This window comes from Chryseobacterium sp. UYP7, from assembly GCF_056279225.1.
The window spans coordinates 296,662-312,535 of record NZ_JBWBQW010000004.1 but is presented as its reverse complement, the minus strand read 5'-3'; the positions used below and the strand labels follow the sequence as shown (position 1 = coordinate 312,535).

The window sequence follows — 15,874 nt, the reverse complement described above, 5'->3', positions numbered from 1 at the left end:
GATTACAAATTTTAGTTTAAAAAATTAAATCAACTTCGAAAAGGAAATCTATGTCACTTTAAACAAATGTTAGACGCCCTTTGAAAAATAATATTTTATGAAATTACAATTACTTACTAAAAATTTTTCTGCATTTAAAAGTGTCTTCTTAATTCTTGTCATTTTGATTTTAACTACTGCAAAAGGTTATTCGCAGTGTCAATTACCAAAAAATGCACCGAAGATCGGTGAAGATTATACTTTTTGTATTGATAATCCAACCACTTTTCAAACAGGCGCAATTGATGCTGGTGAATATGTTGTAGTAAATGTAGCAAAGGGATTTAAATATACTTTTTCTGTTGGTAACGTTTTTAATTCAACTATAACAAATGAAAACTTAACACTTTTTAATGCTGCAGACAATTTAAATTTGGGTGCGAGTGGTTTTAAATCGGATCCGAATGGGACAATAATTTCAAACTGGATCGCACCATTTTCGGGAAAAATAAAAGTGCTACTTTCAAGTGGGATGTGCTCTAATACTCCTACTAATTCAAGGGGGCCTATAACGCTGACCTTAAACAGTATAGGGAACACGGAGGATACTCAAAGTTTTTTTGGTGACGATAGTTGGATTGGTCACGTATATAACTGGACGGGTACTGCGCCGCCAGGAGGAGCTTCTCCATTCACAGCAGCGGCAAAGGCAAGTCCATTTACAGATGCTAATTATGTGGGGTACAATGTTATTTCCACTGAGAGCTTTTTACAGGACTTTGGTGGTGCTACGACTTGTTTTCCTGTCACGTCTGCGGCAACAAATATCTATACCGAAACTTTCGCGGTGCGCTATAGGATGCGTTCTTCGAAAACAGGATGTTATTTATTAAATGTTTCTGGTGATGATGGAATTCGTGTGTACATTGATAATGTTTTGGTTTTTGATGCGTGGAAAGAACAGTCAAACACAAGTTATTGTAATAATTTAATTTATTTAAACGGTAAAAGTGATATTGTTTTTGATTATTATGAAAATGGCGGGCAAAATACAGTGGCGTTTAGTTTAACTGAATTTGCACCAGCTACTAATAATATATCAGGAGTAGATGTGCGCACTGTTTGTTCGGGTACATCATCAGGTATTTTAGATGGAAGTTCTTATTCTTGTCCTGGGGGGCAAAGTCCAGGAATTTCTTATCAATGGCAGGTCTCTGGGGATAATATAACTTTTTTAAATCTGGCAGGAGTCACATCGGAAGATTATACTCCAGCAGCGATAATCACTTCAACGAACGACGTTAAATACTACCGAAGAGTTTTAAAAGCAAAAGCCTCAAACGCCGGAAGTTGTCTTTTCTACACGAACGTTATTAGGGTCAATACCAATGCAACAGGAGTGCTCACCGTTGGTGCTATTAAAGGAATGACTGCGCAATGTGCATCAGTTACAGGTCAAGTTTACAGCGTTCCCGCAGTACCGAACGCCCTTAATTATATATGGGCCGTCCCTACAGGCTGGCTTATTGCGGCAGGCCAGGGAACTAATTCAATAACTGTTACAACAGGTGGTGCAGGTCAAAATGGAGATATTAGCGTGACCGCTTCCAATGGTTGTGCAACGAATGGTTCGAAAAAAGTAGCAGTCACAGTTTTGCCAACAACAGTAGCAGGAACAATTACGCCTGTAAATGCAACATTGTGTTCAGGATCAAGTACTAATATTTCTTTAAGCGGACATACTGGAAGTATTTTAAGATGGGAATCATCACTGGATAATTTTACAGTTGGTGGACCTGTTACGAACCTCGGAGGTGTGGCAAGTACGGTGATAACAACTCCCGCGCTCACTACGGATACTTATTTTAGAGCCGTTGTTCAAAGCGGCGGGTGTAATTTGATGTATTCTAATGTAGTTAAAATAACGGTCGCTGGGAAGATTGGAGTTGTAGGTCCGATTGCTGGACAAGCTGCACAATGTGCTGGAAATACTTCACAGATTTATAGTGTAACTCCTGTAGCTAATGCTACTACTTATAACTGGACCTTACCATCTAACTGGTTTATAACTGACGGGTCTGGTACCAACAGCATCACGGTAAGCATTGCAGGTAACGGAGCGTCTGGACAAATATCGGTAACTGCAGGTAATGGGGTTTGTGGAAATTCTGGTCCTATTGGTAAAGATGTTACCGTTTCATCTGCAACAGTAGCAGGAACAATTACGCCTGTAAATGCAACACTGTGTTCTGGATCCAGTACTAATATTTCTTTAAGTGGACATACTGGAAGTATTTTAAGATGGGAATCATCACTGGATAATTTTACAGTTGGTGGTCCTATTACGAACCTCGGAGGTGTAGGAAGTACAGTGATAACAACTCCCGCGCTCACTACGGATACTTATTTTAGAGCCGTTGTTCAAAACGGCGGGTGTAATTTGATGTACTCTAATGTCGTTAAGATAACGGTTTTTGGTAATGTTGGAACGCCAGGTATTATAAGTGGATCAGCTTTGCAATGTGCTGGAAATACCTCGCAAACATACAGTATATCTCCGGTTCCAAATGCCACAAATTATACGTGGACCGTTGGATCGGATTGGATAATAACTAATGGGCAAGGAACAAATTCTATTACTGTCACTATAGGTACAAGAAACTTTAATGTTACGGTAAAACCAAATAATGTTTGTAGTATTGGATACCCTAGTGGGCAGGATAATGGCGAGAAATTTATAACTGTTTCACCCGCAACTGTTGGTGGAACCATTACGCCTGTAAATGCAGCACTATGCGCAGGATCCAGTACTAATATTTCTTTAAGCGGACATACTGGAAGTATTTTAAGATGGGAATCATCACTGGATAATTTTACAGTTGGTGGTCCTGTTACGAACCTCGGAGGTGTAGGAAGTACAGTGATAACAACTCCCGCACTCACCACGGATACTTATTTTAGAGCCGTTGTTCAAAGCGGCAGTTGTAATTTGATATATTCTAATGTCGTTAAAATAACGGTCGTTGGTGAGGTTGGAGCTGTAGGTCCTATTGCTGGACCAGTTACACAGTGTGCTGGAATTACTTCACAGATTTATAGTGTAGCTCCCGTAGCTAACGCTACAACATATACCTGGACATTACCGGCTAACTGGTCTATAATATCCGGAGCTGGTACCAATAGTATTACTGTAAATATTGCAAGTAATGGAGCCTCAGGAAATGTTACAGTAAAGGCAAGTAATAATATTTGCACAGATCCAGCACCTAAATCGCAGTTTGTAACAATTTCTCCTGCGACAGTAGCAGGAACCATCACGCCCGGAAACACAACTGTATGTTCTGGCTCCAACAGCACCAACCTTTCTTTGAGTGGACATACAGGAAGTGTCCTAAGATGGGAGTCGTCTCTGGATAATTTTTCCGGTGGTACTATTACTACTATTTCCAATATGGGAAGTGCTATCACTTCACAAAATATTATTGTAGATACTTACTACAGGGCAGTTGTACAAAGTGGTGCCTGTTCTATTGTCAATTCTGCATCGGCGGTAGTTAATGTTTATGGTCCATTAGGAAATAATGATATATTTTATTCCAATGGAATTTCGGGACAGGTAAGCGCTACTCCTTCGGAGAATGGCAGTGCAACATTATCCGCGCCAGTTGGAACCTATTTTGCGACAGTTAATTTTGCAAGTTATGGTACGCCAACAGGAATTGCTCCTAATTTTGGCATTAACCCCGCCTGTCATTCGGTCACCAGTCAATCAAAATCTGAAGATCTGCTTTTAGGTAAAATGGGTTCTGTAAATATACCCGCTACCAATGCTGTTTTTAAAGATCCATGTGTTGGGACACTAAAAAAGTTATATATTTTAGCATCTTATGCGCAAAATGTTTGTAATGGGAGTAATGTAACCATTACCGGTAATACTCCCGCAGGAGGTGTTTTGACCTACCGATGGGAAAGTAGTATTACGAGTTCTACAACTGGTTTTGTATCTGCATCAGGAACAAATAATACCACAAATTATACCTCTGGAGCGCTTATCCAAAATACCTGGTTTAGAAGGGTTGCTACTTCATGTGGTGTTAGCAGTACATCCAGAGTTGTACTTGTAGTTGTAAATGCTGCACCTACGGTCACTTTCACAACTTTACCACAAGCGCAAACCTGTGGTGATGTGCATATCACTTATGCCACGCAGAAAAACCAATCCAATTATGTGTGGACTGTTTCAGGTATTATTGGTGTTGATTATAATCTTGTTGCAAGGGGAACAGATGTTGACTATGATATCGTAATTGAATGGCTTACTCCAGGAACAAAAACAATTACTGTTAATTATTCAAATTCAGCCGGTTGCAAGGCTGCGACCCCAGCTACCTACTCAACTGCGGTTTTGGTAACGGACAAAGGACGTGTAAAGGGCGGTGGAACTTTTTGTGAAGGTGCTCCATTGCCTTTATTAACCCTGTATAATAGTACGGGAAATAATATTCCATATCCGAACCCTTCGCTGGTTGTTACATGGCAACAAAGTGATGATGAAAATGTGACCTGGGTTGATATTCCTAATACCTCAGGAAAAGTTACCTACATGCCGACTGCTTTTTCAGGTCCATTCAGAACTTACCGAGTTCTTTTACAAAATGGGTTCTGTTCAAAAACAGCAATCGAAAGCAGAGTTACCATTCAAAGAGTTTCCGTCCCATTACTTGGTGCAGTGACACAACCCAACTGTCTGTCGTCTATTTCCACCGTTGTTCTGACCGGCTTGCCAGATTCTGGAACGATTATTCAGTCAGGTTCTGTAATTGCAACTTATAGTATTATTGGTGGGGGAAGCCAAACAGTAAGTGGACTTTCTGCCGGGACCTACCAATTTGCGGTTCAAAGTGAAAGTTGTAACTCCGTTACTACTCAAAACGTTGTAATTAACGCAGTTATCAATACCTGGAACGGAACAAGCTGGTCAGACGCTGGTAAATTGCCAACAATTGATCAAGCGATTATTTTTGCGGGAGATTACACCTCGACGGGTGATGTAGAGGGTTGTTCCTGTAAGGTAAACGAAGGCAAAAAGGTTGTTTTTAGTTCAGTAGGGACAACGTCCGGGCACACTTTAAAAATAACAGACAAAGTAGAAGTTTTGGGTAGTGGATCATTAACGATGCAAAATAATACCAATCTAATTCAGATCAACCCTTTTGCTGCAAATGTTGGCGTAATTACTGCAGAAAGAGCCGTAACAGGATTAGTTAACAATCCCTCGGGAAAAAAGGTTGATTATGTCTATTGGAGCTCCCCGGTTGCAGGGCAAATTACCAAAGGTACTGCTCCCGGTGCTTTTTCTCCCGGTACACCATCTAACCGATTTTACTATTACCTGGAATCAAATGACCGTTTCTATGAAACAGGAGATCCTACTTTTAGACCAGGTAGAGGTTACGCAGTTCAAGCGGAAAGAAATCAGGGAGATTTTCCTCACACAGCGCCTTACAGTAAGGACTATCTATTTAAAGGAACACCTAACAACGGTGATATCAGTTTTAATATTATTAGATCACCAAATAATCCATCAGTCCATGGTTACAATTTGGTAGGTAATCCTTACCCCTCCAACATCAAATTCGATGAATTGTATCTGGGAAATTCAGACTTAATTTATAATACTGCGTGGTTCTGGACCAATCCTACCTACCAACAATACCAACAAGGTTCTGGTTATAATGGAAACAACTATGCTGTTTATAATGGTACTGGTGGAATTAGTGCAACAGTTCCTACAGACGTGGTTTATAGTAATAAGGTACCAAATGGTATTATAACCGTGGGACAGGGATTCTTAGTTCAGAAAAAAGCAATTGGAACCGATCCTTTGAATTTTAAACATTTTTATACGTCAGGAAAAAAATTAAGAGTTGCTACTTCCGGAGAGTTTTTTCAGAAAGATGCAGTACAGAAAAATAGATATTGGTTAAGTTTGCTTTCTCCATCCAATTTTATAAATTCACAACTCATCGGTTATGTTGAAGGTGCAACAAATGGTTACGAGCAGGATTACGACGCAGAGGCATTTGATCTTTCCTCCGATTTATTTTACTCAATAACATCAGCTAAAAAATTGTTGATCCAGGGTAAAAGTGCGCAGTTCAGCATTGAAGATGAAGTGACATTAGGTGCGAATTTCTTTCAGAACGGGACTTACACAATCGCCCTCGATAATGCAGAAGGGATCTTCAATGGTAATCAAAATATCTATTTAAAGGATAATCAAACGGGGATCATCATCAACTTGAGTGCAGATTCATATACTTTCAGCGCAACTAGAGGTGATAATGCTGCCAGATTTGAAATTATCTACAAACCCGAAACCGTTCTTGGAACAGCGGGTTCCATAAAAGAAGAGTTGATCGTTTATCGAAATGGAAGTGACTTTGTCGTAAAATCAATGGTTAAGAAAATCACAGCACTGGAACTTTACGACACCGCAGGCAGATTGATCTACACATCGTTTCCGAAGAAAACGGAAGCTGTAATTCCGGCCGAAAAACTAATCAACACGGTTTATATTTTAAAGGTTGACAGAAACGGAGAGATCTCCACTAAAAAATTGATTAGATAAACCAATAATTTTGATCTAAATAAAAAGCCAGACCACCCGTCTGGCTTTTTGCTTTCCCGAATGTTTTAAGTTTGGCAAGAGATGTTTTTTAGAACATGTAACCAAGAGAGATAATTTTGAAACAGATATTTTTTGTCCTTTCTAACCTCTATCTCAAAACTATACTTCACTAATAAACTGGGATACTATTTTTACAAAACTTTGTTTTTTCCACAGAGAAGTGTTGATCTGCTTTGAAAAATTTTAAGCCTAATGCCAAAATGAAATTGCGATTCCTAGATAAGTTCATAGAAGTTTTTATTATGAGATGAAACGAATTAATTAGTATTAGAACAATAAAAAAACGGTTGTAATTGAGGAAAATGTTCGTTAATGCAGTGAAATGGAAGTTTAATAATCTAATTTTAATAAATGTGTATTTAATAATATTAAAACAATTAATTTAATAAAAAGGGTGTTTTAACCCTACTTAAATAGGTGTTTTTGTATAAATTTGCTCTGTACACTGATAATGTTGTATTTTAAACACACACACAAATGAAAAAATTATATTCTCTACACCACAGAGCAGTATTCTAACTGCTTCCTAGTAGGAAAAATTTCTTTAAACGAATAAGTCCTTATTTTTTAAAGGAATAATAAGAATATCACCCTTATTTTTTTCCACAGTTACTGCTGGAAAATTTACAGCCCCTTCAATTATTGAAGTGGAGACTTTTGCGGAATGTTCCTTTCCGGAACTTAATGTTATTTTAATTACACCTTAATTTTTAATTACCAACACAATGATAAAAAAAATATCTCCTACTCGAAAATGTAAATTGAGCATGTTCTCAATAGTATTTCTTTCCTCATTTTATAGTGGACAGTCCTTTACACAGCAAATTACCACTATTAGAAAAACGACGCTGCCGTCTAGCATTAAATCTCCTACAGAACCTTATTCAGTTACGAAAAGACTGCAAAATAAAGGAAACCAAACCAATTCGGTAAGTAATGGTAGTTCTGTTATTGCCGTTGCAAGTTCAAAGAAATCATCACTCTCTCCATCATCTTCCTCAAAACTCCCAATTTCATCGGTACCAAATTCTAACAGACCTGTTGAAGCAGTTCAACCCAAATCTAAAAATTTAGATTAGTAAGACTTTGGTGATAATAATTATTCTAAAAATGTATACTGAATGCACATTTAGAATTAACTCCTTTTAAAATTTAAACATATGATGAAAAATTTATTCTTTGCACAAGCTATAAAACGATTTGCGGCGGCAGTCGTTGTGATGTTTTCAATTCTAGGGAATGCACAAACAACCATTTATCAAGAAAATTTTTCAGGATTTTCAAATGGATATATTGGCACTAATGCAGGTTCTGACATTGGAATTTGGGCAGCGAGTGTGTCAGGTGCTTGCAATAACAAGACGTATTGGGGAACCTATGACACTGGAGGTTTAATTGACGGCATGGGTTTAAAGACTGTTGCAATCGCTGCATCTTGTGCTTTAGGTCCTGGAAGTTATACACCTACGGTTGTAACCTATAATTTATTTGCTTATACGACAATTTCTACAACTGGATATACCGGAATTAAACTAGAATTTGATTGGAAAGGAGTTGGCGAAGCAGGAACAGCCCCTACTGCATATGATTATGGTCGTGTAATCTATAGAACCGGTACAGCAGGAACTTGGCAAATTTTAACAACCGGAGGTAATGCAAGTTATCCCGGAAAGTATGTTGATAAAACTACTACGCAACACACCGTAATAAATTTACCTGCGGGAGTAAATAACCTCGCCAAGATACAGTTTGGTTTTAGATGGGATAATGATAATTCTGTTGGAGCAGCTCCTGGTTTTTCTATCGATAATATTGTTGTAAAAGGAACTGGAACTGCTTGTTCGGGAACTCCTTCAGCAGGTACCGCAGTAGTAACTCCTATCTCTGGCGTGGCAGGTTCTACCTATGATGTTTCTGCTACAGGAACTGCGACTGGTACGGGTTTGACTTTTCAGTGGCAATCTAACACGAACAATGCAGGTTGGGTTAATGTGGGTTCCTCTACAACTACCTATGCGGCATTGACTGGTCAAGTAGCGCCGGCTTTTGGAAGTATCGTCCAGTGGAGATTACAAACTATATGTACTGCTTCAGGCATAACCAGCATATCGAGTGTAGCAACATTTACTTCTACGTATTGTGCTTCGAGCGCACAAAATGATACTTTTAGCGACGGTATAACTAACGTAACTTTCAACACCATTAACAATACTACATCAGCTGGACCCGGAAATAATTATACTTATTATAGCTTATTATCTACTGATTTAACTAAAGGTACTTCTTATAACATAAGTGTTAGTGTAAACACAGACGGAAATTACACTCAGTATCAAAGAGCGTGGATTGATTGGAATCATGATGGGGATTTTAACGACGCAGGGGAAAGTTATGACTTAGGTACAGCAAGAAATGTGGCTAATGGACTCAGTAGTTTGTGTCCTTTCAACATTACAATACCAAATACGGCTTTAACTGGAGCTACACGTATGAGAATTAGTTCGGGATTTGGTGGCTATCCTGAAGCATGTGAAAATGGATATAGCGGAGAAGTGGAAGATTACAACTTAAATATTGTTGCTGCTGCAATTTGCGAATCAGTATCTGCTTCTGCTTCTAAAAATATTATTTGTCCAGGAGAATCTGTATCCCTCATTGCGACAACTACAGGAATTGGATATACTTTTAATTGGTACACTGATTGGGATCTAAACACAAGTACAGGTACTTTATTAGGAACTGGTTCTCCGTACACATTCACTCCAACGGAATCAAATTCGTATCGTTTAGTTGCAACAAAATCTGGATGCAACGAATATTATTACGCTTCGGTTGCAGTTAGTTCTACACCTACTGCCATAACGGTAAGTCCAACATCTGCAATAAGTTGTTTGGGAGAAGTTGTGCAACTTTCCGTAACAGGTGGCGGAATTATTCCTCCAATTGCAATGTCTGAGAATTTTGATCCTGGACATACAATTCCGTGGTTAACGTACGCAAGTGTTACAGGGGGTGATGCAAGAGATGCATTATGGTCAATTGCAGACTCTACCAGTCCATTTTACCCTAGCTGGAACGGTACTTCCCCTTTTGCGGTTGTGGATAGTGATCTGTATGGAATATTTAATGGATTTGGATATACGATTACGAGTAGTCTTAATTCTCCTCCATTTAGTTTGCAGGATTATAACACACCTATAAATTTAACTTTTACCCATTACTACGAGCAGTATGGAAGTCAAATAGGAACCGTAGATATTTCTACAGACTCCGGACTTACTTGGACTACTCTAAAAACATATACTGCTACAGTTGGTTCTGCTGCTAGTTTCGCATCAGAAACTGTTAGTTTGAATTCATATATTAATCAACCAAATGTTAAAATTAGATTTAATTATGTTGGTACAGATGATTATTGGTGGGCAGTAGATAATGTGGTAGTTCAAGGCGTGCCGAAAGCAACCATAGTAACTTGGTCGCCTACAACTAGTTTATATACCGACTCTAATGCAATGACCGCTTATGTTGGAGGGAATACTTCATCGGTATTTGCTTCCCCAACTGCTACAACAACTTACACAGTATCTGCGGCAACAAGTGTAGGATGCCCTTCAACTAATCAGATAACAATTACCAGAGGGGATAAAGGTTGGAACCGTACTGTGGGAAATGACTGGAATAATAACGCAAACTGGTTACCAAATGGAATTCCCACTTTAAGTCATTGTGTAAATATTCCTTCAAATACTGTTAAGCCGATAGTTTTAGCAGGAACAGATGCCTTCGCAAAAAATCTTACTGTACAATCGGGTGGAAACTTGACGATAAAAGGAAATCTAACCGTGGCTGACTTCGTTAACAATGAAGGATTGGTAAGTGATTTAGTGATATCTTCAGATGCAAATCTTATCCAAATCAACAAAAATGCTCCAAATTTCGGAACTATGACAGCAGAACGAACAATTACAGGATTACAAAACAACCCCGGAACAAAAGTGGATTATGTCTACTGGAGTTCACCAGTGTCTGGGCAGCAAACCAAAGGACCAGGCGGTTTTTCTCCGGGAACACCAAATGACCGTTTCTTTTCGTACAGAGAATCGAATGACCGTTTTTATGAAACAGGAGATCTCAATTTTGTAAATGGAAAAGGATATGCCGTTCAGGCGGTTAATGGTTTCAGTGATTTTAAATTTAAAGGAACTCCAAATAATGGCGATATTAGCTACAATTTAGCGTTTACCAATGCAGCACATGGTTATAATTTGATAGGAAATCCTTACCCTTCAAATATTGATTTTGAACAACTGCACTCTGGTAACTCATCATTAATTTGGGGGACGGCTTGGTTCTGGACCAACAATGTTTACACTGCAACGCAGATGGGTTCTGGATATAATGGAAATAATTATGCAGTATTTAATGGAAGTGGAGGAGTATCTGCAACTTCACCTTATGGTGGTGGTATAAAACCAAATGGTATTATAAAAGTAGGTCAAGCGTTTATCGTGCAGGCAAAAGTAGGCGGATTGTTGAATTTCAAAAATAGTTATGGTAATGATTCTTTCAATGTTGCTCATGATTTAAGAGTGAGTACAGCAGGAGATTTCTTCTCTAAGAATGGTGTTGAAAAAAATAGATTCGCTATTAAACTTCTTTCGCCTTCGCAATTATCTAATTCACAACTGATCGCTTATGTAGAAGGTGCTTCCAATAATTTTGAGCAAGACTATGATGCAGAAGCGTTTGGTCAAAGTTCAGATCTATTCTACTCTGTACTGAGTGATAAAAAATTACTAATTCAGGGTCGTGATCAAAATTTTACCACAGAAGACAAAGTACGATTAGGTGCAAATTTCTTTCAAAACGGTTCTTATACGATTACGGTTGATCAAGCAGAAGGAATCTTCAATGGCACTCAAAATATCTATCTTAAAGATAAAGAGACCGGAATTGTCACCAATCTAAGTCAGGGTTCTTACACGTTCAACGCAGCTAAAGGTGATAACTCGGGTCGGTTCGAAATTATCTACAAACCTGAAACCGTTCTTGCAACGCAGGGAACTACAAAAGAGGAGCTGCTCGTCTACCGCAATGGGAATGACTTTGTGGTGAAATCCCAAAATAAGGAAATCACAACGCTCGAAGTGTATGATACTGCGGGACGACTCATCTACGCTTTGGAACCGAAGAAGACCGAGGCTGTGATCCCGGCTGAAAAACTTTTAAACAGCGTTTATATTTTGAAGATCGATAGAAACGGAGAAATCTCAACAAAGAAAATTATTAGATAAAATATGAAATTTTACTCTCCAAAAGCCGGCTTTTTGTCCGGCTTTTTAATTTGCTGTCATTCTCAGGTATCAAATTGAAATGTTAGAAAAGTACGTAAGTCGAAAGTACAAATCATACAGGAATTTTCGAATTAGTATTTAAGAGCATTTACTTGATAGGATCCTTCTGTCTTCCTTTTTTATATTTTGAAGATCTTTTAATCTGGAAAGCACATAAGTGAAAATTTTGAAATAATGGATATTGCTGCAAACTATTTTTCTTATATTGAAGTTTCATGAAGCATATTAAATTCAGTTTGATAGTTATCAATATAAATTTTTATTTAAAAGGTGTTTTGACCCGTATATTTTTCTTTTCATCGCTGTAATTTTGTCTTAACACAAAAACTCAGATGATGAAAACAATTTTACACTTGTTAAAAAGCAGATATCTGTTGTTCAGCTTTTTATTTTTTCCTCTAGCTTTTTCTTCGCAATCTACAATTGCTACCTATCAATTTCAGGATAATTTACTTGCAGACGAGGTTGGTCAGACACCTCTAAAGTATTTTAATTCAAGTAACGTACAGCTTACCCCGCCGGTAGGTTCAGTTAAATATGTGAATCAATATGCATTTTTCGGCGGAAGCCGAATGCTCGAAACAAATGATAACGGATCCTATATTCAGGTTAATTTGAGCACCGTTGGGCTAAATAATATTAATATCTCTGTTACGGGCGAAATGTTAGAGAGTTTTTTTGGCAGCAGAGAAACGGGAAGATTGTCTCTGTTTGTAGACTATACAGGAACCGGTTCAAGCTTTGGATCTAGCTTACTTAATATTGATCTCGATACAAATAGTGGTTTTCTGGGGATTTATGACGCTGACACCAAAAATTTCACTTTGCCGGTCGCTGCAGATAATAATCCCAATTTACTGATTAGGATCAAAGTAGCCGGTTTTAATGGGCAGCCTTCTTTAATTGGACAAATTAGGTTTGATAATTTGGTAGTGACCAGCAAAAGTCCAAAAATTAATATTTTCGGTTATAATACATCTAATGCTTTACAATCTCTTCCAGTAAATGCACCTGCTGCCACATTATATGGAACTGATTTTGGAATTGTTATTACAGATGACCCGAATGAAGCTGCTAAAACTTACAGGATTAAAAATACTGGTGCTGAAATATTGCAAATATCAAATATTTCTTTTTCAGGAATAAATGCCGGCGATTTTTTATTTGTTCCAAACCCTACGGTATTACCAATTCCTGTTAATCCAATAAATTCTTTGCCGGCTAATGTCGGTGTTGGTGCGTTTAAGGAGTTTAGAGTAAAATTTAATCCCTCCGCTGATGGAAAACGTACCGCACAGCTAGACATTTATTCCAACGCAAATCCTTCTCCTTACAGTTTCTTTGTTGAGGGAAGAGGAGCGACTTGCAAAACGCAGGATCTAATATCAAGCAGCAATACCATGGAAGTATCACAGCCGCTTGACGGATTTTTAAATGCCACACTTGTTACCGGATCCTTTAATAAAATTGCAGGTACGGCACAACCAAATAGTCATGCGCCACTAAATTCATCTCAACTTTTTGCGCATAGCAATAATTATAATTTAAAATTATTTACCAGTTTTAATAATTCGTGGTACACAAGTGGCGGAAATGCCGTCGTAGATTTTGGACCGGTTGACATTACAACAGAAAGAGGTGTTTATATAGCATTTAACCTGGCTGCATTCTCTACCGCAATCAATACAGATTTCAAGAACAGCGACTATGTGGAATTACAGGTATTAAAACCCGGAACTACAAACAACTGGTCCTCTGAATTGAAAATTTTAGCTGATACATCTGGTAATAATTTAATTGATGATGATACAAGATATTCTTTTGCTGGTGGTGCTACAGCTTCTACTTTCTACGACGGGGACAATTCCGCTCAATTATTTACAAATGGGACCGGGATCAATAATAAATACGCAAAAATTGAATTAAAATTACCTGGAAGCTCTAATTTCCAGAACCTGACTTTTAGAATAGTTGCTAGTAACAGCGGGAGTAATAAATTATGGCTGATTGATGATGTTGCGGTATATTCTGCAAATGCAGTGTTTAGAAAATGGTCTTCAATTGGGTGGCAAAATGCAGCGAATAATCCGGCGGGTGCTCCGAATAAAAATATCAAGGCTGTCATTGATTTTCCATATACTACATCTGCCAATGGTGATCTCACCGCTTGTGAATGTGAGGTAAATCCAGGTAAAAGCGTTATCGTGAATCCAGGTGGACTTATTACTTTACAAACCAAATTAACCAACAACGGAGCATTTACTATAGAGAGCGACGGTAATCTTCTGCAAGTTGAAGATGATGCTGTTAATACCGGACAAATTATGGTACAACGCAGTGTTACCGATATGAATAATATTCCTGCAAAAATGGATTATGTCTATTGGAGTTCACCCGTTGCAGGCCAAAATTTGCACAGTTTTTCTCCAGGAACACCAGCAGCCAATATTCTGCAGTACAAAGAAGCCACAGATTATTTCGTTACAAGCTATGATGGAGTTTTCAAACCCGCAAAAGGCTATGCGATCCGGGCAGAAACTGGTAATAATCCAGATACGGGAAGTCCATTTGTGAACGGTTACAACAAAGTTTATAAATTTACAGGAATACCGAATAATGGCGTTTATCCGCTTTCAATTACCCGCTCCGCGAACACGGTTTCAGGTTCAATTACGACAGTTCACGGTTATAATCTAATTGGAAATCCATATCCGTCCAATATTAATTTTGATGAATTGTATAATGCAAATCAAAGTAAAATTTATAAAACCGCATGGTTTTGGACAAACGCCGTGAATGAGCCTTCACAGGGCGGGTCTAATTATGGTGGAAATAACTATGCAGTTTATAATGGTACAGGTGGGAATCCTTCTACAAGTCCAACAGGTTACGCAATTCCAAATGGAATCATCAAAGTAGGTCAAGCCTTTATTATACAAAGTAAAGGTACTGAAGGTTCATCGGCCATCTTAAATTTTCAAAACGCGTATGGTAAAAATAAAATTTTAAGAGTTGCTTCTACCGGTACATTTTATCAAAAAGGCTCCGAAGCCAAGAATCGTTTCTGGTTGAAAATGATTTCTCCCGACGAACTGGTGAACTCCCAGTTAGTAGGTTATGTTGATGGCGCTACCGATGATTTTGAAAAAGATTTCGATGCCGAAGCTTTTGGCTTAAGTTCTGATCTTTTCTATTCTGTTTTAGATGAGAAGCGTTTATTAATACAAGGGAGATCTGCTGCGTTTAAAAAAGAAGATCATGTAATTTTGGGGGCTAATTTCTTTGCGAGCGCTAATTATACGATCGCCCTGGAACAGCCGGAAGGTATTTTTGCCAACGGTCAGAATATTTATTTAAAAGACAATCAAACCGGCACCATCACTAATTTGAATGAGGGGCCTTATACCTTTACTGGCAATGCTGGAGAAAACACGGGCAGATTTGAAATTATTTATGAACCACAAACGGTCTTGGTTACAAACAGCGTAGTGAATGATCAGGTAATTGTATATCGTGACCGAAACAATTTTATTATTAAATCCCCGAAAGTACTCGCTAACGTTGAGGTTTATGATATGTCTGGCAAACTTTACAAGGTTTTAAAACCCAATAGTACAGAAGCCATCTTAGACGCCTCATTAATGGCAAACGGAATTTATGTGCTTATGATCAGATCCATTGATGGAGATGTAATCAATAAAAAAATCTCAAAATAACATTTTTAAAAATCTTCTTCGGAGGATTTTTTTTCGTGCAGAAACATTTACTTTAGTAAAAAATGTTTCGCCGTTAAAAATATTATTTGGATTTAACATAATATTAAATTACGCTACCTTTAAATAGGAAATAA

Annotated in this window: 4 protein-coding genes; all 4 read left to right on the top strand. The window is 38.0% G+C overall.

The window, feature by feature from the left end:
- Window positions 1-97: 97 nt before the first annotated feature.
- The 4 genes from ACZ9HT_RS10750 to ACZ9HT_RS10735 all read left to right on the top strand — a co-directional run bounded on the left by ACZ9HT_RS10750 (window position 98) and on the right by ACZ9HT_RS10735 (window position 15,740).
- Window positions 98-6,610, top strand: a complete 6,513-nt coding sequence (locus tag ACZ9HT_RS10750; RefSeq protein WP_476040486.1) for a hypothetical protein — start codon at window positions 98-100, stop codon at window positions 6,608-6,610.
- Between the two features lie 827 nt (window positions 6,611-7,437).
- Window positions 7,438-7,749: a hypothetical protein gene (locus ACZ9HT_RS10745; protein ID WP_476040485.1), complete on the top strand. Its 312-nt coding sequence runs from the start codon at window positions 7,438-7,440 to the stop codon at window positions 7,747-7,749.
- A gap of 81 nt (window positions 7,750-7,830) precedes the next feature.
- Window positions 7,831-11,964, top strand: coding sequence for a GEVED domain-containing protein (locus ACZ9HT_RS10740; protein WP_476040484.1), 4,134 nt, complete (start codon window positions 7,831-7,833; stop codon window positions 11,962-11,964).
- 395 nt (window positions 11,965-12,359) lie between these two features.
- The gene (locus ACZ9HT_RS10735; protein WP_476040483.1) at window positions 12,360-15,740 is read left to right on the top strand and encodes a T9SS type A sorting domain-containing protein; all 3,381 of its coding nucleotides are present in this window, start codon (window positions 12,360-12,362) and stop codon (window positions 15,738-15,740) included.
- The last annotated feature ends 134 nt before the right edge of the window (window positions 15,741-15,874 follow it).